Below are 20,150 nucleotides of genomic sequence, written 5' to 3'. Positions count from 1 at the left end.
TAGCCGCTGTACATCAATAAAACTGAAGTTTAATCGATGTATCCTGCCAGTCCCTTGTCCATAAGATAATCCATCTCGGCATCGAGAAGGGTCTCCACGGTTAGCTCGTCCAGCTTCACATCACGCTGAGCTGTGATATAATCCACTAGATCATCATTATCAATGTCTACCTCACCCTTAGCATTAGCTTGGGCTTTATTAATAAAGGTCTGCTCATGCTTCAGCACCAACCGGATCAATCCGGGATCCACTTTAGTCTTGGCGGACAACACCGCCACCAGTTCCTGCTCATTTACCTGTTCGCTCATTGATAGTCATCTCCTTACAAGACAAGTTGCTGCAAAGCCATTGTAACACAGTCTGCCCTGAGCTGGGAGATTTAACTTCCGCACAAACTGTGCGAAAGCGTTCAAATTCGGGAATTACCCGCATAAATATAGCCAAGAACCCTTGTTTTGCCTTGTATTTACTCCCATATACGTATAATTATTCACCCCTTTCTGCAAAAAAACGTGTCATCGAGAGTAAACTTTTTTCAAAAAACAGTTGTTAGCGGCGCGTTCTTATGCCAAAATAATAAAAAATATATCCCAGCGTGAAAGCAGTAACGCGAAGAAGCATTAAACCCGAAGAAAAATAATTATACGTAAAGGCGGTTGAATTCATGAGCTTAGTACCTTCGATCGATACAGACATCTCCCGCAACGATGCTCAACTCTATGTTGAGAAGGTCTACAACAACGTTGTGAAACGGAACCCGCATGAGCCTGAGTTCCACCAGGCCGTTAAGGAAATTCTGGAATCCCTTCTTCCTATCCTGGCAGCTGAGCCTAAGTACCAAGAGAATGCCATTCTCGAAAGAATTGTTGAACCGGAACGTCTTGTTCTCTTCCGGGTACCTTGGGTAGACGACCAAGGCAAGGTTCGCGTGAACCGCGGCTACCGGGTACAGTTCAACAGTGCCATCGGACCTTACAAAGGCGGACTCCGCTTCCACCCGTCCGTGAACTCCAGTATCATCAAATTCCTCGGCTTCGAGCAAATCTTTAAGAACGCCCTAACTGGCCAGCATATCGGCGGCGGTAAAGGCGGCTCCGACTTCGATCCTAAAGGCAAATCGGAAGGCGAAATCATGCGCTTTGCCCAAAGCTTCATGACAGAACTGCACAACTACATTGGCCCGCAAGTAGACGTTCCGGCTGGCGACATCGGTGTCGGCGCGCGCGAGATCGGCTACATGTTCGGACAATACAAACGCATCCGCGGCGGCTACCCTGCCGGTGTATTGACAGGTAAGAGCGTAACCTACGGCGGAAGCCATGCCCGCCCTGAAGCAACAGGTTACGGAACCGTGTACTTCGTCAATGAGATGTTGAAATCCAAAGGCCTGTCCTTCGAAGGCAGCCGTGTGGTTGTCTCGGGCTCTGGTAACGTTGCTATCTACGCGATCCAGAAGGCTGTACAACTGGGCGCAAAAGTCGTAGCATGTAGTGACTCTTCCGGTTACCTATATGACGAAGACGGCATCAACCTCGACACTGTCCGTCGTCTGAAGGAAGTAGAGAGAAAACGGATCAGCGAATACGTGAAGGAGCATCCAAACGCTGTGTACACCGAGGATTCCTCCCAGATCTGGACGATTCCTTGTGACATCGCGCTTCCAAGTGCAACTCAGAACGAGATCGACGAGGCCCTGGCGCTGAAGCTGATCGCGAACGGAGTTAAAGCGGTTGGTGAAGGTGCGAACATGCCATCCACTCTGGAAGCCATTGACCAGTTCCATAAAGCTGGCGTTCTGTTCGGACCGGCCAAAGCTGCTAATGCAGGCGGTGTAGCCGTATCTGCACTGGAGATGGCTCAAAACAGCATGCGCTTGTCCTGGAGCTTCGAAGAAGTGGATGCCAAGCTGCATGATATCATGGTCGACATCTACAAGCAGTCCGTAGAAGCCGCTGAACAATATGGACATCCGGGCAACCTTCTCGTTGGCGCTAACATCGCCGGCTTCAAGAAAGTAGCAGATGCTATGCTCGCTGAAGGTGTAATCTAAAAATAATAAGGCCGGCTATTCAATAGCCGGCCACTGACGTAGGGACCCTGCAATTCAAGGGTCCCTCTTCTATATCCACAAACTTAGTTCCGATTCAGCTTACGGATCAGAAAGATAATCAACAACAGCGATACAATAATAATCACAGCATTAAACCCCATAGCACCAGTCAGCCAGTGCCACCCGGTAGAAGATATAGCTGACACCTCTGGTAAGGCGCTCTCAGGTCCCAGTCTGGCTGTGCCTATCTTCTCCCCTTCAATATGACTCCTGAAGCTTACAATGTCATACTGGGGCGCTACAGCACCACTGTTCCCGTACACTAACCGGAAAGGCCCTTCCCCATCAACGGGAAACACCAGCTTATCCAATAAGTAATCCATTTGGACTCCCTGGAGCGGAATCGGAGAATCATCCTGGTTCTCAATGGCGACTGTGAGGTAAGGCGCAATCGTGGGCTCCTGGAGAACAATATCTGTCCCGGCAATGCGGGAATCCTTGAAATCAAGCCGATATAGCTTGCTCCCCCCTACAGTACCAAGTTCCTTTCCACTGTCATCATACAGCATATAAGCACGTGTAAAATTCCCGGTAGTCTCCAGCCGGATCACCGATACCTTCAGCCGGTTATCATTATGGATAACAAGCTGCGTCTTCGAACCATCCTGTTTCATCTCATAGACAGGTTCTCGCTGCCGTGTAAAGTCTTGAATCGTCACCGTAGCTGTCTTGTGCATCAGCCTCATTAGACCAAATTCCAGCTTCTCCGCGTTATTCGGGACCACCAGACGGTAGTAGGTGAACTTGTAAGCCGATCCCAAATCAATACCACTCTGTGCAAACTCTCCAGCCCTATACAGATCGCCCTTGCTCAGAGGTTCCCACGTATTCCCGTCATACCCGCCATATATTTGGACATGCTTCAGAAATGCTTCACCGGGCAGATCGAACTCCAGCCTGCTGCCCTGAATATCACGGTTCTCTTCATTCGGGATCACCCTGTAATCAAAGGTCGTCTCCAGGTTCTTATTGAATTTATGGATTAAGTCGGTCTGGTAGCTAATGTTCTGCTCTTTCTGCTCCGCCTCTCCTGATTCCCGGTAGTAAGGGACGAACTGTCCCCTTCTGTCCTCAATTCGCAAGTCTCTCAAGCCGGCGTTGGCATGCTGATATACCTCTTCGTCGAGAAAAAACTCCTGATATGCCGCATCACCGCCTGGCTCGATGTCCTTGGTGAATCGCCATTGGCCACTCTTCTCTGCCCCATCCCCCTTAGATGAAGCCGCTTCTGCAACGCTTATTCCAAGGGTCTGGTAGGGCGGGAGAATAACTGCTCCTAACCCGCTCAGTCCGAGACAGCTTAAGAGGAGCAGATTGATACTAACCTTGCGTATCCGTCTTTGCCTCCGCATAAGCCTCCTCCATTCTGTTGGATACTTTTTGATACAGGTAGGAGATTCCGAGCAGACAGACACCGAAGCTGAAATACGCGATGATCTTATGACCAGCGCCCAGTAGGCTCAAGTCATATAGCAGCAGCTTGCCTGTTGCCAAGAGTGTGAGCCCAAGGCCGAAGCGGCGGATATACACATACCGTCGGCTGAAGCCATACAGAATGAACAGCACCGCCAGCAGAAGATAGACCAGACTGAAGATCAGACCGGCATCATGTAATTGAAGCTGCACACCGAGGAATGCAGTAATAATGCCGAGCAGATAAATGCCCATAATGACAGGGTACAGCTCCATGCTCCGATATTCCCGCTTTAGGATGGCGACCAGCACATCGCGGCTGCTGAACCAGACGAAAATGTTGAAGACTACAAGCAGGCCCAGCGCGATATAATCGGCTGACGTATTTTGCGCCAGTTCGCCTTCCAGGCTCGGTAGCCCTGCCGTAATTCCGATACAAATAACATAGCCCACGCCATATAACAGTAAGACGAAATACCTGACTACAGTATCAAACAGAATCCTCACTTTCGGCAGTACATAGGCCAGAATTATCGAGATCACAGCGGCCAGTACCCAGCGATAGAAGACCGTATGTGTGAAGTCATCGGGAACCACCCGTTGGTAGAGCAGGCCTGACGCATAGAGTAGAAAGGCCCAAACATTCAGTAAAGCAGCATATTTAAACCAGACGGCCAACCGAGTTTCCATTAACCCACTCACTGCCGACGTCTCTTTGTTTTGGTGCCGGACGGCATACCACACAGCAATAATCAGCATACCGGTAGTAATAAAAGCGTATTTCAAGGCAAAATAGGGATCACCTTTAGGCAGTGCCGCATTTTCCATAATCACCTGAATTGGCACCGACAGCCCGAAGAAGGCTCCCAGGCAAAGGACCAGAATTCCCCCTCCTGCCCGTTCCAGCCCCTTGAACCGATGCTGGCTGCCGTATACGGTTAGCACAACTGCCTCGACCAGCCAGCCGATGGACCACCAAGCTGCACCCAACTGAAAGGGAATCATCAACACCGCGAAGGTTAATGAGGTGGCATAGAATAGCAGCATACTCTGCTTCTCCTGTACCATCAGCTTCTCGAGCATTCGACCGAGTCCTAAATACATAAGGCAGAAGAGCAATGCCAGCGCACCCTTATAATCACCCAATCCCGCATCTATTAATAGCACGTATAAGGTGATGCAGCTAACCAGCGTATTGCAGCCCAGCAAGGCGAAGTCCCACCAGGATAGCTTGGATCGATACTTGAACGGATACCACAGCGTAATACCCAGATACATGGCAAAAGTCAGCACTGCATACAGCATATTTACGCCATTACTGCCAGACAGCACGATCAGCATAAGCATGGATGGCGTATTGAACAGAAAGCTGATGTAATTAACGACCACCCAGCGCTTGCGCAGCGAGATCAGCAGCACCGAAAGGTTCAGCAGAAATAGATAACCCATCGCGGCATAAACTGCGCTCCCTTCCAGTCCAAACGCCAGTATGTAGGAAAAAAGAGGCAGGTATCCGCCGACAAGGCCAAGCGAGCAGATCGTCCGGGACTCATACCTCAGTGACAGCAGCACTGCCGTTAACGTCACGAGTACAGAGAGGGACAACCCAACATAGATACTTATAATCTCCAGTAGAAAGTAGCTGTAAAAGATGGAGCCGTAGAGAATGGAGATTCCTCCGCCGAGCAGACCCAGGGCGAACGCATTCCTCCCTTTGCGGAACAGCCATTCCCCGGAGCCAAGCAACAAGGCCCCCAACAGGAAAAAGGCGCTGCCCTTCATGTAGTCATTGAACCATGTAGAATAGCTGTATTTGAACCCTGCACCGACAGCGAGGATCAGGAGCAGAATACCCAGCCGGTTGATCCAGTTCAAGCCGATCTTCATCTCGATCTGATTCTGCTTCCTTCTACGCTGCAGAACCTCCTCACTGACCCCTTCGGCTTCAAGCTCGCGGTATTTATCCCCAAACCCGGCCTGAAGAACCTGCTCAGCTTCCCTCTGACGCTCGCGCCGTAACTGAATTCTCTGGTTCAATTCAGCAGCAAGGCCCCCGAGCCGGGCGGTGATTACTTCCTTATCCTCACCCAACTGACAGTTAGCCGTGCTGTACATCCGCTCCAAACGGTGTTTAGCCTCCTGCTCGAGAGCCGTCAGGCGATCTGCATAGCCACGGCTTCGGGATGCAAAATAAGTATGCAGCTTCTGCTGTGAAACCCGGAGAATATTACGCTTCTCATCCAACATTTGTTCTGACAGAGCAATGCGCAGCTCGGAGTTCTCCACCTCCAGCCGGGATGCCTTAAGTCTGAGTTCATCCAGAATCATAAGATGGTCGTCATATCTCTTCTTCAGTGCCTCATGCTCATTCACCAAGTCATGACTTTCATATTCAGCGATCAGCTTTCCGTAGTCTTGTAGAAGCTCATTCTGCCGCTCTTGTACAGACTTCATCCGTTCTCTGAACTGCTCCATAGCGCCTCCCCCATGACTTAATTTGTTAATATTTTCATTTTACTACAAATAAACGCTGATTCGATGCATTTGCCTGAAACTACAGAGATTTTTCGCCCACCAATTTGCAGGTTTCGTTTCATCAGGTGCAACATTCTGGAAGAAACCGGCGTCAGATAAGTAACAATGGCCTAAAATACTCGTGATTAAAGGAGAATTACAACATGAACAACAACGTACTTAAAACCAGCGCAGTCCTCTTAGCGCTATCTATGGCATTGACCACAGGCTCGGCTCTTGCCAAGCCAGCATCAACTACCCAAAATAACAGTGCGCAACACTCTGTAGCGAGTGCAGGACAACAAGTTTTCACGATTGAGATTAACGGAACTGCCCTTACAGATACCGGCTATCAACTTCCTGGAGGTAAGGAACCGCTGATTCCCTTGCGGGCTATGGCAGAGGCTTTGGGCTTCAAGCTGGAATGGAACAGCAAGACCAAATCAGTTGAGCTGAGCCAAGGCAATATCTTCACAACCGTAAAGGCTGGCGAGGACCGCTATGTCATCAATAGAATGTACACTCCGCTTGGCACCGCCCCTGTGTTAAAGGGAGACAAGCTGTATGTTCCGGCTTCCTTCGCCAGCGAAGTGCTGCATCAATCTGTTTCAGTGAAAGGGGCCTCGATTCTTATTCATACAGACATTCAAGATCAAGAAGCTGTGATCGACACTGGTGTTATCACATCGGTTTACCAAGACGAGAGCGGCAAATATAAATCTGTGCAGATTCAAGGCGCAGGTACGGACGGGATCATCCTCACTGTCGGCCCGGATACTGTCTTTAAGTCAGCTGACGGAGGGACGCTTGCGTTCACCGATCTTCATATCGGGATGACTGTACAGGCAACACATTCCATGATCAGCACCTTCAGCTTACCGCCGCAAACCCCTACGTATTCCATAACCGTTTTGGATCAAAAGAAACAAGCTGACCTGCTTGGAACCGCAGGCACCGTGGAGGAAGTGCTGAAGGATGCAGATGGGGGTATCAGCTTCCGTCTGAAGGGCGACCCCCTCACCGGCCTTTCGCAAAGTGAAATCGTACTTCGCCTGGCTGCGGACACCGAGGTGGTTAATGGAAAAGGCGAGGCCATAGAAAGCAGCAGCCTTGTAAAAGGGGCCAAGGTGATCGGCTTCTACACCCCGATGATGACCAAGAGTCTGCCACCGATCGGCACAGCCGTCAAAATCGTCGTGCAGCCTGCACAACCTTAAAACGGTTAAAACAGTCCCGTTCGAACGGCAGCACCTGTCATAAAGAAGGCCTGACTCCAGTATGGAGTCAGGCCTTCTTTGTATTTATAGCTTGCGTGTTAACTCTTCAGAACCTCGCCGACTGGCGGCTGACCACCCAAGGTGACTTTGTCCTTGCCTGTGGTCTTGGACAAGTACAACGCCTCATCCGCCTCCCGGTACAATGTCTCGAAAGTCACATCACCCCGCTGAGTAAAGACGATCCCGATGCTCACGGTCAGGGATATGAAATTCCGGCCATCCAAATTCACGACATGCTCCCTGATCATAGTCCGGAAAAACTCCGCTTCCTCCAGCGCCGCCGCCTCACTGCTGGCAAAGAAACAGACGGCGAATTCTTCGCCACCCACTCTTCCCGAGATGCCGATGTCTTTGTATACACTCAGAATTTTACTGGACAGGTCGACCAGCGCCTGGTCACCCGCCAAGTGACCATATGTATCATTGATTAATTTGAAATCATCAATATCGAACAGCAGAAGTGCTGTGCCCTTTCCCTCCCGCAATCCATGCTTCTGTACCAGCCCCATAAAGTGCCTGCGGTTATAGAGCCCGGTCAGGTCATCCACCGTAGCCTGATGCAACAGCTCCCGCTCGTACCGCTTCTTCTCACTCTGGTCGCTGAAGACTAGCAGCATCCCTGTTGTCTCAAGTTCATTAGGCTCCGTTACAATCAGTGAGACCCCGTAGTAAGAGCCTGCCGGGCCAGCTACTTCGATCTCATATTCGCCTGCTCGTCTCTGCCTGTAGGCCTGAGCAAGCTCCGTATGCTGTACCAGCAACGGAGTAATATTCTTGCCAAGCCAAGTCGAAGGCCACTCTCCAGATAAATCAGATAGCATCATGGCACCATTTTCATTGATATCCATAATGATGTCGTGGGGATCAATCACAACAATGCCATCCTTCATATTCTCAAAAATCTTATTCTTATCCAGCGGATACAAGGCAAGATAAGGATCTCTGAATACGGTGAAGTAAGCCGCTATCGTTGCCGGCAAATAAGTAAAGGCAGTGAAGCCTGTAACAGTAATCTTCAGAATGGGCAGCAGAAAGATGGAAGCCACAGGCACCAGAAGTCCGCCAAGCAGCAGCAAATTGCGTCTCAGATAATATTTGGGAGCACCCCACATCGAGACGGTCAGCAAATAAAGGGCATAGACACCAAAAAGCTGATCATAGGCGATCAGACACATACTGAGTAATGTAGGTTGAACCATGACTCCGCTGATGCCTGCCTCTATTGCCACACCCACCTCGCTGCGCATCAGATGATGATAGGAATCCGTAAAGATAAGCAGCACATAAGCAAAAACAGGAATAGAGTACAGGAATAGCCGACGCGGAAGCTCTGCCGTTGAGCGGGACACGTAGTCCTTGATAACGGCATATGTAAAAATCGTGCTCATAAACAGCGGTGGCTGCTGCAGGTTCTTCCACCATAGCTTTGCTCCAAAGGAACTAGCCATAATCTCTCCGGCTGTCGCTGCAAATATCCAGCTAACCAGCAGCATCAAAATCCATAAATAGCGTCTTCCTGGTGTTTTACGGAACTGATAAGCTTTGACACCCATATAAAGACTGAGAATACTGCCCATGATTAAATAATACGGATAACCCTGTATCCACGGCATGTAAAATTTCTCCTATTATTAGATAGCTTTGCCTCATTATAGCTCACTCTCACTAACAATTGAATCATTCTTCCATAATCCTTAAGGAAATGATTAGTAGATATATTTACGTAGCCGCTGTATTTCAAGGTTATCCTTTAAATTTGACCCGGTTTGAGAACATATGCTTTCTGGCCAATTCCTTGAAGAATTGTTTGTCGTCCTCCGACTGGAAAAATCGTTTGGGAAGGATCAGCGCCTGATTGGCTGAGACAAAAAAAGCAAACAAACTGGCCGTCTCCCCAATCTTATATATTTCTTCCCATTTGACGTGCCCGGAGCCTGAATCGGACTGATGCCGAATACCCTCATCCGAGATCACATAGCTTTGGGGTAGCTTTGATTGATTGTCGCTTTCAAAAGCCTTCTTCGACTTTTTGATCAAACTTGACCGCGTAATAAACCAAAGAATGATAGCCAGTCCAACCGCCGTTACTGCGAGGATAGACAGACTGGAAGTGCTGTAATTCTTAGTTATTGCCAGCATGATTGCGAAATAGGCAACCACACTGAACGAAGTGACGATGATTCTGCTATTCAGGCTGAACCACAGGTTAAACTCCTGAACATCTCCGCTGCTTAGCTCGGTATCCACCTTGATCTCTTGTGACATCCTGACTCTCCTTCAGCGCGTAATAGATTGTACGATCCTTTAATTCTAACACTAATTATGCAGGCTGTGACCTCCTGAATGGACCGAAACAGACTCTGAGTAGACAAAAAAGACAACCCTCCACTTAAAAGGGTTGTCTGGTCAGGAATAGTGTCTATTTCTTCTGCGCCAGGCGCTGCTTGAACTTGTCCACGCGTCCGCCGGTTTCTGTTTCTCTCTGCTTACCAGTATAGAACGGGTGGGAGGCAGAACTGGCATCCACACGGATCACCGGATAGGTGTTGCCATCTTCCCACTCCATGGTCTCATTAGACGACTTGGTGGAGGTACTGAGGAACTTGAAACCTACGCTGGCATCCAGGAATATGACCTGGTTAATTCTGGGATGTATGCCTTCTCTCATGGCCGATGACCTTCTTTCTGAGTAAATGGATTCAAATCGTAAATATTACGAATTAAGTCATGTCTACATCATACGCTAACTCCGACATGAAAGCAATCTTAATGAAACAGCATTCCCAAAATCAGTTACTTATAATCCACTTGTATATAAAGTGAACTTAAGAATAGCACATTGCTGATTGATAATACCCTTATCTTTATAGGGCATTCTCAAATCAGCTTGCCTAATTCTTAAGTTCAGCTTATGTAGCCCAACAAATCGTATGGTCTTACCTAATCATACATCGTACTCCAGCTGTTTCTTGGCCTGGACAATGAAATCAAGCGGGTTCTCGATGGTGTCCGGCTGGTATTGCACAGCCCCAATCTTCAGTCCCAATTTAACCTTGTATTTACTCATGAACCCGTTATCGTTCAGCTCCAGCAGCTTGTACTTGATCCGTTCAATAACGATTTTCGCCCCGTCGCGGTCTGTGAACAGCAGCAGTCCCCATGTGGCATCATCCTTATCCAGCAGGTAAATCGCATCATTGGTGCGGATACTGGACTGGCTGATTTGCGAAAGATCATAGATCGCCTCTGTAAGCTGCTCTTCCGGAATCAAACGCCGGATTTCATCCCAGTACTTAACCTTTACCACAAGCAGGGTTAAAGGAATCTTGTACCGTGTAGAAATGCCGGTAAACAGGCTGGCATCCTTCTGGAACGCCACGCTATTGCGCAGATCGGTATTTTCGTCTACCGTTGCCAATTGAGCTGCCCGTTTCTTGAGACCCTCATTCTCAGTCTGAAGCTGACGGTTGCCTAGCGTGAAGATCCAAACCACAACGGTTAGAAGCGGGGTCATAATAAGCCAGAAATAGGTGTTCAGACCAATGGTCTCTCCCTGTGATATCGTCTGGAACATAATAAAGAATCCGTATCCGAAAATAAACGCAAGGTTCAGCACCAGTCCGGCCGTCACTGTAGTGAAATAGGTAACTACCGCCAGGATAAAAGCCACATTCAGGATGATAATGTTCTGGATGTAATGGTTCGGTGACCCGGCAATGAACACAATACAGATGTAGGCCAGAACAAGGAATAACAGAAAGGCGGCATCAGATACCAGGATGCTGCGATTACGTCTCACGCTTATCACCACGTTTCTTCATATGTTTGCGAAGCAGCAGAATCAAGGATACCAGCACCAACGCAATGACCAGCACGGTTGCGACTACAAAGCCGAGCACGTCGCCTCGTTCCAGGACTTGCTGCACTGCCGAGTCCTTCTCGGCACCGGAGACGGTCTTAAAGCGATAGGCACTGACGTTGCCATCTTTGTCGGCTACTACACCATCGCCGAACACCTTCCATTTATCTTTCTCGGTGGCGAGCAGCCTGGAAGCCACATAATAATCATCGGAGCTAACGCCCGTAATAGCCAGCATCCCCCGGCCCGCTGCAAAAGGCGATTCGATCAACTGCAGGGTACCGATCTCACCACCATAGCTGTCTTCAATGCTCATTTTTTCATTCGAGGTAATTCTAGTGCCGTCGGTATTGTATTTAAAATACAGCTTGTCATTCGTATCACGGATGACCTTATTGTCTTTGTAGCTGCCGATGGCGATGATATTGTTGTTCTTCAGACGGTCTGCGTTGACATTATCCTGATAGAACTGGATATCACCCGTATTGCCATCCGCATACTGGCCTAGCAAATTGATCACATTAGATACGCTGCGAAACGTATAATCATCCAACATCTGCGGAAGCACTATGGCGACATGATTATAGACCCCATCGCGCAGGAACGGATATGGATAATTGTTGAACAAGAGATCGGTGCGGTCCTTTGTGTTCAGATGCATCATAGAGTCCTTGCCGATATACGCCCATGGCATTTGCTCTGTATTCGGCGTACAGATCGCGTTCGTTACTTCCAGATCAAAGGCCACCTTGACCGAGAAGTTGCCCGAGATGTTCAGATTCTGCGGAATGGCCAGATTCAGGGTATCCCCGTTCGCCAGCTCCCGATTCAGCTTCTTGCTTCCGATCGGGGTATCGTTGATGCTAACCGTCACCATCGCACGGTCGAAGTCCAGATTTTGCGCATAGCGGAGATCCAGACTGATCTTACCGGCATCGGCAATCGAACGGTTGGAAGGCAACGAGACAAAGTAAGTTTGCTCCTGATGATACGGTCCGGTTAGCTTGTCCCCGCTCTCAGTAAAAGTAATATTGGAGCTAAGGGCGAACGGAGGCGTAGCTACCTCTGTCGTATCACCGACAACTTTCAGATCACTGCTGATCTGACGGGTAAGCTGTCCATTGCTGAGCAGCCGACCGGCCTTAATCAGCAGGTTCTCGTCCCTGGAGGTGACAACCAGCGTAGGCCGTGTGTCTTTGTTGACCAGTTGGATGATTGCATGAGTCCCCATATCCTCCGATGCAGTAATTGCGGCCTTGAGGTTGGCGGGGAGCCGGTCATACATAGCTACCAGCACTACCGCTTCTTTATCCTGAACGGTATCGCTCCGGTAAGGAAGCAGTGCAATGGTGCGGTCATTCACTGTATTGGCCTTGGCGTACCCGGAGAGAGCGTAAGACGCTGCTTCCAGTTCTACACCCTTGGAATTCTCTGGCACGGTGAGCAAGCTTTTGCCCCCTTTGACCATATCAATGCCTGAGAAACGCTTACTGAAGTCGCTAATGCCTCCAGTCAGGGCTTTCGGCGTGTAGACTACACTTACACTTGAGGTATTGAATAAATGCAGCCAGTTATCCGGCGTATTATCAATAGTACAGAGCTGATCGTCAGTTATCTTGGTCCGCAAATATCCCTGAATGCTAAGCGTGTTCGTCCCTTGCTTCAGGAATCCCTTCGGTGCCGGGATGATCAGTTGCTGCTCCCCGTTGTTCCCAAGCGAGGGCCGGAAGGTGTAGAAGGGACTGCCGTTGAGCGACAGGGTCACACTCGACAACTGATCTTCCGTAATTTGCGAAATTTGAAAACGCAGGTTGATCTTGAGGTCTTGTACATTCCAGTAATCCATGATCTCAAAGAACTGCTGCCGGGAGCTTGTCCCCGTCAATGAGGAGTCGGTTCCGGTAAAGAAAGTCTCATAGCTCTTCCCTTGGGTTCCAGGAAGAACTTCGGCAGCCACGACATGCAAGGGGACCAGGAAAAGGGTGAGGCAGACCGCCCATATTGCCAGTTGTTTTTTTATCATCGTTGAACTCTCCTGTTGTCTTGTATTTCTCTTCCATCGACAGCGGGTTCAAGCTCTGCCCGCCGTCCGGTGTTAATAACGCTCGGTCTTGTACCATTTGGCTTCCCGTTTAAAGATCTGGTCCTTCATATAGTTATACAATCCATAGGCCGCAACCACCATCCACATCTGACAATAAGAGACATACATCAGCAGGATGATCCATAGGTTGGAGACGCTCATCTCGCCTTTCTCCGTCGTCAGTGTAATAAACGTACCTACTATGAACAGGATGACCGCCAGCAGCCAAAGAAAGTTGCTTAATCCGGCAATGGTCGTATGTACATAACCCAACGCATGCAGAATCAGCAGGATATCAGAAGTCACGAGCGAGGTCAGAAGTAGGAAATAGATGGACAGGAAATACAGGATATCGAAGCGGACTCGCTTCGCAGACCGATCAAAGAGTAACGGGATATTTTTAACGATGACATAAATGTTGCCCTTAGCCCAGCGCGTCCGCTGCTTGAACCAGACCTTCACCGTCTGTGGTTCCTGCTCCCAGGTCACAGCCTTCGGCTGGAATTTGATCCGGTAGCCCATCATATAGATTCGGAAGCTGATCTCCGTGTCCTCTGCGATTGCCTTGACATCCCAGCCACCGATACTCTCCACAATCGATCTACGCATAATGAAGTTGGTGCCCGGGATGGTGCACAGCTTGAACAGTTTCCAGCGGCCCGCCTGCGCCATCCATTGAAAAGAGAGGGTCTCAATATTAATAAACCGGGTCATTAAGCTCGCATCACGGTTGCGGGTTCGGAATTTACCGATGACCGCGCCTAAGGTAGCATCATTCATAATCTCCCCTACGAGATACCTCAGCGCCGTTTTCTCAGGTGTATTGTCGGCATCATAGATGGCGATCAGTTCCCCCTTGCTGTGGGTGAAACCAATATTGAGGGCATTGGACTTGCCTTTGCCGCCTGTTATAGCATCCGTATTGATCACGATCAGGTTCCGCCCGGGATGGCGATCCTTGATATTCCCGAGCAGTTCCGCGCTATTATCCGACGAATTGTCATTGATGACAATGATCTCATAGCGGTCATGCGGGTAATCCAGCTCCAGCAGCGACTCCACCGTCCGACTGATGACAACGCCCTCATTATGGGCCGGTACCATGATGGAGACGAAGGGGATCTCACCCTTGATCGCAGGTACTTCTTCATCTTCAGATTTAATGTAATACAAGTATCCGGCAATAATAAGAACCACATTCACCAGCAGCAGCGACCAGATGCAGACCACCGCGATTACCATCAACACATCCGAGATTGTCATGGTTGTCTCCTAAGAACAAATTATTTTCTTATTTCATATATTTACGGCGATACATCCGGTAGCCGATAACCAGCAGCCCGCCGAAGAACACCAAGGACACGATAATCGCCACAATAAAGAACTGGTTCTGTACACTGAACAGCCTTGTGAAGCTCTTGACCTGCTTCTGTTCATACTCGAAGTCTGCGCTCACAGCCTTGGGGCTGTAATCTATATTCAGCTCTTGACCATTTATAGAGATCACACCCTGCGAGGAGGTGATTGTATAGGTGTCTGTAGCCACCTTATGCGCTTCCTGTTTATAATCTGCAAAAGGAATCCAGGACTGCTCCAGCTTCTGCAATAGATTCTCCATTCCAGCCTCATCCTCCGGAAAATCGGCGACTATAGCGGTGTCCATTGGTAGATCTGTCAGTCCACTGCTCCCTGTTTTGTAGTGTGTCACTAGATCATCCAGTGGCACACTGTATAGTGAGGAGATAAATGCCTTCGATGTATTGGTCTGCTCCATATAATGGAGTTCCTCATTGGGAAAAAGCACTGCCGAGTCAAAGAAAAGGAGACCGTCCTGTGCATATTCCTTGTCATAGGTCCAGTAGCTCTCTGCGCCGACGCCAAGTGGAGCAATGCCCTGATCTGCCAGCAGATTGATGAAGCTGCTCATCTTCTCCCGCAGCGTATCGTCGCTCCGGCTAATGACGGGGCCAATCACCGGGACATTAACCACAATACTGCCGTTACGGGCTTGAACAGCCTTCAGCGCCTCCAGATACCGCATCATTGCCGGGAAGTCAGTATTGGTAAAGACAGGGCGGATACTCGCAATGAAAGGAATGCCCTTCTGGTATAACCGTTCCGCCATCTGTTGCAGCAGGCTTAGATCAGTGAACGGATAAATCTCTTTTAATACGAGATACGAATGAGGGATATCCGTAATACGGAGCCACTCTCTCAGGACACAGGCCATCGCCAGCGAACTTCCATCTCCCTGATTTAAATATGGAGCATACGTATATTTGCCGCTGCTCACAGCATAAGGAGCCTGTACACTGCTTCCAAGAAACAACAGATTCCCATATGAACGGTCTGCTTCGCTTGCAGCAATGTAAGGCATATCTTGCACCTGTAGGCTTGCCTCCGGCAGCCCGCCAACCCTTAGACTTGCGCTACCGCCAGGCTGTACAGCCACCGATAGATGCAGGGCGTCTTTCATATCGGCCGTAGGGTTATACCCAATATGCAAATATTGCCCCTTATAATCCGCTAAATCCTCCAGAAAAACATGGTTGTCAGTAGTAATATCAGCGGCATTTATTACGGTTATCACATTGGAATAATCATTCATGGCGCCTTTAACATATTGATCCAGGTGCACCAGTGTAACCTGCGCACTGTAGGCCGCCAGCTGCTTTTGAAGCTCATCAACATTGCCCTCGTGTACGGTCCCTTTCGCCAGACTATCGAACAGCAGCAGGACACGCAGCGGCGCGGCGGCGGATTGCGCAGGGGCAGGCGTAAGGAGCAGCAGACAGAGGAATAACGGCAGTACAACCATTGCAACTCGAGTCCTCACGCGCCCACACCCTTTTGCACTTCCGGATTGTAACCGCCGGTTGTATTCCGCTCTACATCCTTGAATATGGAACGGCCAATGACATTGGACACAGCCAGGAAGGTTACGAGATCGAACGATAACGTGAACAGAAATTCGTGTTTGGATAAATCGGCATCACCCGCTCCGATAATCGAAACCAAGATACCCGATACCCCTACACCCATCGTTGCCAGCACGAGCGCCATGCGCTGAATTCCCCGCAGGTTCCCTTCCTTGACAGCTGCTATACAGGACGGCATGTACAACCCCAAAATTAGCAGCACCCAGATAACAACAAAACCGAATGTATGAGGAGCAAGCTTTTGTTTAAGTAAACTGTAGCCAGAGAAAAAAAGGGTGTGTGCACCATATTCTTTTCCCACAGATTTCTCGTAATTCCCCATCGCCGGCGGCCTTATTGTAAACGCGCTTTTGGCAGCTACATTCAGAATAGAAGTCAACTGCCCCGGATTGCTGGCATAGTATTTCAGAATAGGAACGAACCCGTATTGACTGTAGAACTCTCTCTGGAGAATAGGTGAGTTCACATCAATCGTACTGTATTGCTCATAGTAAATCGTCCCTTTCAAAATGGCGTACTGTTCATCGATGCCAAAGGACTTCAGTGTATCTTCCGGGTTCGAGGACTGATTTAGCACCCCGCGGGTCATGGCATGGTATTGGTTGATATCCACAAATTCTTTGGAAATATTCAAGTAGGTTGCAACGCCAGTGAACATCATCAAGATTACAGAGCCCATAGTCAGCCAGCGAAATAAAGCATCCTTGCGAATCCAGATAAGTGTGATGGCTAGCACGGAGATAATCATGCCCACTGGGGCATTTTGCTGCTTGGAGGTGGTCAGGATAACCGTGCTAGTGACCAATAAGGCCAGCATCGCGTAGTCATTGTATCGTTTGCGGTATAAGGCCAGCCAGGAACCGAACACGAAAATCATCATGATCGTGACCACACTTTCACCAAAAAAGGAGTTAAAAAAAGCCGTATAGGCCGTATCGCCAAAGATAAAAATAGCAATCGCTGCAATTAGCAGCCCTTGCTTGCGGGACATTTTCCACGTAATCGATTCTATCAGAATATAAATAGCGCACACATACAGTATGGTATACATCGCAGCTTGAAAACGAACATCAAACACCTTATCGCTATACAACAACTTGTTCAGGCCGATCGCCAGCTTGATAAACAACGACTGGGAAGAGCTCAGAATCGCTTGGTTCTCATTGTAATACTGAAAGATTCCGAACTGCTTGATAAAGTAGCCAAAGTACTGACTGTCATAGTCCGGCTGGTTGAAATAAAGCCCGTTGCTGTAAGTGATGCGAAAGAAATCGCCATTATCGGCCATACCAATATAGGGGGCTGTAAATAAGGCGATAACGGTAATAATCAATACCCCAGATGCTGCTATAAATGCCGGGGAAGTCAAGGTGTTGGAAAACATCAGCTTTTGTCGAAATGAAGGTCTGAGATTGTATTCAAGCATAGAGTTTCCTTTCCTTCTGTACAGTTTGCTATTCGTAAGTGTAAGCCAACAACGCCATCAGATTGTCAAAAGAGTAGGCTTGTCCGCTCGCCGTGTCACCGAACCCTCCATACAGTACACTTCCCGTATCTAGCACACGGAACTCGTTCATCCGTTCGATACTTGTACGGTAGAGTTGATCATCTGCGAGCTGCGCCCCGATCATAGCCGTTATGGCATAAATCGCTGTGGAACGAATATCATTCACCGGAGTGCCTTCCCGCGTATATTGACCATAGAGCGTTCCCGCCTCCACCTGCTCGCGGATAAACCGGATGCTGGCAGGCTTCTGCAAATGGACCTCCGACAGGGCCAGTATAGTTAGCAGCGATTCTACTGTATTAATGTTCTCAGAGCTATACCTTCCGGTTTCGTAATCAAAGCGGGTCTCATAGAACGGAAATGAATCCGAGAGATAGCCCTGCTCCTGAATTTCCTGCATGTTGTGCATGAGCACGGCGCGTTCCTCAACAGGAATCGACAATTTCTGCAACACACTCATATCAATATAACATAAAGTTACAAACTTGTTAGTCACATTGTATTTTTTATCGTAAAAATCGTACATATATCCGTCTTTCACATTGTAATGATAAAATCTTTGCCCGTACTTCGCCGCTTCCTGCGAGTAGCTCTCATCCTTAAAGGCCGTTCCGGCCTCCTCCAGCGCCCCTATCAAGCGCAGATCATCCACTGCCGCATTCACAGGGTACTGCTTCTGTAGCTTAGGACTAAAGCGATAGCTGAAGCCGCCCTCCATATCAAATGTCTTCTTTGCCTTCTCCCACTCAGCACCGAATAAGGCTTGGTTGCCGGTAAGAACTGCATATCTCATCATCAGAGACGCCGATTCGCTTAAGATCTCGTGTCCAGTGGCGGCCTCGCCCTTTTGGTCGGTCTCCAGCAGATTTGTGTATACGCCATACGTTCCAGTAAGTCTGGAGGAGATGAATGAATAGAGCATCTGTGCCTCCGCCATCTCTCCTGGCTTATGCACCACCCTGTCTGTCTCCTGCGGAGCTTCCGTATGACTAATAGGCTCTTGGGCAGCAGGCTTTACCGTCGTTTCGCAAGCAGATAACACGCTCATGCTTATGGCTATTACTGCAATAGAGCTCAGCTTTCGTTTCATAGTTGGCTTCAATATGTCACTTCCCTTCTGCGATGACTTGGCTCCTCGAGCGTGACCCTCTGTACCACATCAGAACACCCAGAGAACATAAGCAGACCGCCAGCAGTACCCCATATACTTGCTTGTACGCTAAGGCTGGAGCAAGATCCTTCTGGGCATGCAGCAGTAAACCGCAGACGGCTACAGACACCGAGCCGCCAAAGAATTGGATCAATTGCAGTAGTCCCATCCCGGACCCGATCCATTGGGGCGGAAGAATTAGTGAGGTCTCGTTGTTCAACGATGCCATCGTTGCCGAGAAGGCCGGGGAGAAACAGAGGTAGCCGAGCAGAATAATCGCTGGAGAGGCCGAAAGATCCAGCGCGAAGACTCCCAGCGTGAAGGCCATGATCGCATGCCCAATCAGCAGGAAGCGCATATTGCCATAACGGTCGATCCAGCGGCCGACAAAGCGGGTACAGAAGGCGGAAAAGACTGCACCAGGGGCAATGAACAGGCCGATTGATAGCGCCGACTGATGGAATAGATTGGCGAGGGCGAGCGGCATCAGGAATAGGTTGCCAAGATTCAACACCAGGATACAGAATCCGATGGTTACCAGCTTTCCATACCCGGGCATGCCCAGTAGCTGAGGATTGATGAACGGGCTCTTTGCCCGTTTGAGATGCAGTGCATGAATCACGAACGAAACCATGCTGATCCCGAGCCAGATCAGCGACTGGCTTGTTACAGCAATCAGCAAGCTGGCCGCATTAATGATCGTAAGAGCAGCCCCCGGCACATCAAAGCTCGCCTGCCGCGGCATTTCCTTGGGCAGCAGGCGAAGAAGTACCGGTAACACTAATAGCACCAGGCAGGTGACTCCGAACAGTCCGTTCCAGCCCCAATACTGGCTGATAAGGCCCCCTACAATCGGGCCGAGGCCGAACGCCATGGCGCTCCCCGCTGAGATCATCGCTATCGCTGCGCCCCGGCGCTCGGCAGGCACATACCGGCTGGCCAGAACAAGACCGAGGCCTGCCATGGAGCCTGATCCTGCCGACTGCAGAATTCTTGTGATTAAAAGCGCCGTGAAATGATGTGCAAATAGCCCGAAGACCGAAGCTAGACCAAGCGTAATCAGGCCTACGGTGAGCAGCCTGCGGATCGGCACCAGATCCGACAGTCGGCTATATATCACTGTAGACAACGCATATCCGATCGAATAGCTGGAGATCACCCATGAGCCCAAATCGGCGGTGATCTGCAGATCCTGAATAATCGTGGGAATGGATACGTTAAACATCGTTGTGTTCATCACCACAATAAAGAGGCAAAAGGTCCATAGCGGCATCACGACTTTATCATTCATTAGGTTC

Annotated in this window: 15 protein-coding genes; 2 read left to right on the top strand and 13 right to left on the bottom strand. The window is 49.3% G+C overall.

Features of this window, described 5'->3' with window-relative positions:
- Positions 1 to 29: 29 nt before the first annotated feature.
- Positions 30 to 308: a hypothetical protein gene (locus tag ACFVU8_RS18250; protein ID WP_175373374.1), complete on the bottom strand. Its 279-nt coding sequence runs from the start codon at positions 306 to 308 to the stop codon at positions 30 to 32.
- A 356-nt stretch (positions 309 to 664) separates the two neighbouring features.
- Here ACFVU8_RS18250 and gdhA point away from each other — a divergent pair, with 356 nt between their 5' ends.
- Positions 665 to 2,050, top strand: a complete 1,386-nt coding sequence (gene gdhA / locus ACFVU8_RS18245) for an NADP-specific glutamate dehydrogenase (RefSeq protein ID WP_379466564.1) — start codon at positions 665 to 667, stop codon at positions 2,048 to 2,050.
- A gap of 83 nt (positions 2,051 to 2,133) precedes the next feature.
- On the opposite strand, the gene ACFVU8_RS18240 is transcribed toward gdhA, so the two are convergent.
- Together ACFVU8_RS18240 and ACFVU8_RS18235 are read right to left on the bottom strand one after the other, a co-directional pair.
- Positions 2,134 to 3,462: a DUF3999 family protein gene (locus tag ACFVU8_RS18240; RefSeq protein ID WP_387429092.1), complete on the bottom strand. Its 1,329-nt coding sequence runs from the start codon at positions 3,460 to 3,462 to the stop codon at positions 2,134 to 2,136.
- A complete protein-coding gene (locus ACFVU8_RS18235; protein WP_387429089.1) occupies positions 3,431 to 5,998 on the bottom strand; it encodes a DUF2339 domain-containing protein in 2,568 nt (855 codons plus the stop codon). The genes ACFVU8_RS18240 and ACFVU8_RS18235 overlap by 32 nt, the downstream gene beginning before the upstream one ends.
- Before the next feature lie 203 nt (positions 5,999 to 6,201).
- On the opposite strand from ACFVU8_RS18235, the gene ACFVU8_RS18230 reads away from it, so the two are divergent.
- Positions 6,202 to 7,254, top strand: a complete 1,053-nt coding sequence (locus tag ACFVU8_RS18230) for a copper amine oxidase N-terminal domain-containing protein (RefSeq protein ID WP_387429086.1) — start codon at positions 6,202 to 6,204, stop codon at positions 7,252 to 7,254.
- Between the two features lie 98 nt (positions 7,255 to 7,352).
- On the opposite strand, the gene ACFVU8_RS18225 is transcribed toward ACFVU8_RS18230, so the two are convergent.
- The 10 genes from ACFVU8_RS18225 to ACFVU8_RS18180 all read right to left on the bottom strand — a co-directional run bounded on the left by ACFVU8_RS18225 (position 7,353) and on the right by ACFVU8_RS18180 (position 20,143).
- Entirely contained in the window at positions 7,353 to 8,927 is a 1,575-nt protein-coding gene (locus tag ACFVU8_RS18225) for a histidine kinase N-terminal 7TM domain-containing diguanylate cyclase (protein WP_387429083.1), read from the bottom strand.
- A gap of 130 nt (positions 8,928 to 9,057) precedes the next feature.
- On the bottom strand, positions 9,058 to 9,579 hold the full coding sequence (locus ACFVU8_RS18220) for a YcxB family protein (protein ID WP_379466569.1): 522 nt from the start codon (positions 9,577 to 9,579) through the stop codon (positions 9,058 to 9,060).
- A 154-nt stretch (positions 9,580 to 9,733) separates the two neighbouring features.
- Positions 9,734 to 9,982, bottom strand: a complete 249-nt coding sequence (locus ACFVU8_RS18215) for a type B 50S ribosomal protein L31 (RefSeq protein ID WP_175373381.1) — start codon at positions 9,980 to 9,982, stop codon at positions 9,734 to 9,736.
- Positions 9,983 to 10,258: 276 nt separating this feature from the next.
- Positions 10,259 to 11,113 carry a diguanylate cyclase domain-containing protein gene (locus ACFVU8_RS18210; protein ID WP_379466570.1) on the bottom strand — a complete coding sequence of 285 codons (855 nt, stop codon included), beginning with the start codon at positions 11,111 to 11,113 and terminating at the stop codon, positions 10,259 to 10,261.
- Entirely contained in the window at positions 11,103 to 13,196 is a 2,094-nt protein-coding gene (locus ACFVU8_RS18205; RefSeq protein WP_387429080.1) for a cellulose biosynthesis cyclic di-GMP-binding regulatory protein BcsB, read from the bottom strand. Before ACFVU8_RS18205 ends, ACFVU8_RS18210 begins: the two co-directional genes overlap by 11 nt.
- A gap of 72 nt (positions 13,197 to 13,268) precedes the next feature.
- Positions 13,269 to 14,519, bottom strand: a complete 1,251-nt coding sequence (locus ACFVU8_RS18200; protein ID WP_387429078.1) for a glycosyltransferase family 2 protein — start codon at positions 14,517 to 14,519, stop codon at positions 13,269 to 13,271.
- Positions 14,520 to 14,547: 28 nt separating this feature from the next.
- Positions 14,548 to 16,092, bottom strand: coding sequence for a hypothetical protein (locus ACFVU8_RS18195; RefSeq protein WP_387429075.1), 1,545 nt, complete (start codon positions 16,090 to 16,092; stop codon positions 14,548 to 14,550).
- The gene (gene wsfD / locus ACFVU8_RS18190; RefSeq protein WP_379466574.1) at positions 16,089 to 17,621 is read right to left on the bottom strand and encodes a glycan biosynthesis hexose transferase WsfD; all 1,533 of its coding nucleotides are present in this window, start codon (positions 17,619 to 17,621) and stop codon (positions 16,089 to 16,091) included. Before wsfD ends, ACFVU8_RS18195 begins: the two co-directional genes overlap by 4 nt.
- Before the next feature lie 28 nt (positions 17,622 to 17,649).
- Entirely contained in the window at positions 17,650 to 18,804 is a 1,155-nt protein-coding gene (locus tag ACFVU8_RS18185; RefSeq protein ID WP_379466575.1) for a hypothetical protein, read from the bottom strand.
- 4 nt (positions 18,805 to 18,808) lie between these two features.
- Positions 18,809 to 20,143: an MFS transporter gene (locus ACFVU8_RS18180; protein ID WP_379466576.1), complete on the bottom strand. Its 1,335-nt coding sequence runs from the start codon at positions 20,141 to 20,143 to the stop codon at positions 18,809 to 18,811.
- Positions 20,144 to 20,150: the final 7 nt, after the last annotated feature.

This window comes from Paenibacillus sp. NPDC058177 (assembly GCF_042883835.1).
Classification (GTDB): Bacteria; Bacillota; Bacilli; order Paenibacillales; family Paenibacillaceae; genus Paenibacillus_AQ; species Paenibacillus_AQ agri.
Note: the sequence above shows the minus strand (reverse complement) of the source record. Positions and strands in the feature narration are given on the sequence as shown.

Bases quoted from the DNA above. Each gene is read 5' to 3' on its own strand.
- wsfD (WP_379466574.1), bottom strand. From the start codon at position 17,621: ATGCTTGAATACAATCTCAGACCTTCATTTCGACAAAAGCTGATGTTT.
- ACFVU8_RS18225 (WP_387429083.1), bottom strand. From the start codon at position 8,927: ATGCCGTGGATACAGGGTTATCCGTATTATTTAATCATGGGCAGTATT.
- ACFVU8_RS18205 (WP_387429080.1), bottom strand. From the start codon at position 13,196: ATGATAAAAAAACAACTGGCAATATGGGCGGTCTGCCTCACCCTTTTC.
- ACFVU8_RS18220 (WP_379466569.1), bottom strand. From the start codon at position 9,579: ATGTCACAAGAGATCAAGGTGGATACCGAGCTAAGCAGCGGAGATGTT.
- ACFVU8_RS18215 (WP_175373381.1), bottom strand. From the start codon at position 9,982: ATGAGAGAAGGCATACATCCCAGAATTAACCAGGTCATATTCCTGGAT.
- ACFVU8_RS18235 (WP_387429089.1), bottom strand. From the start codon at position 5,998: ATGGAGCAGTTCAGAGAACGGATGAAGTCTGTACAAGAGCGGCAGAAT.
- ACFVU8_RS18180 (WP_379466576.1), bottom strand. From the start codon at position 20,143: ATGAATGATAAAGTCGTGATGCCGCTATGGACCTTTTGCCTCTTTATT.
- ACFVU8_RS18240 (WP_387429092.1), bottom strand. From the start codon at position 3,462: ATGCGGAGGCAAAGACGGATACGCAAGGTTAGTATCAATCTGCTCCTC.
- ACFVU8_RS18250 (WP_175373374.1), bottom strand. From the start codon at position 308: ATGAGCGAACAGGTAAATGAGCAGGAACTGGTGGCGGTGTTGTCCGCC.
- ACFVU8_RS18200 (WP_387429078.1), bottom strand. From the start codon at position 14,519: ATGACAATCTCGGATGTGTTGATGGTAATCGCGGTGGTCTGCATCTGG.
- ACFVU8_RS18230 (WP_387429086.1), top strand. From the start codon at position 6,202: ATGAACAACAACGTACTTAAAACCAGCGCAGTCCTCTTAGCGCTATCT.
- gdhA (WP_379466564.1), top strand. From the start codon at position 665: ATGAGCTTAGTACCTTCGATCGATACAGACATCTCCCGCAACGATGCT.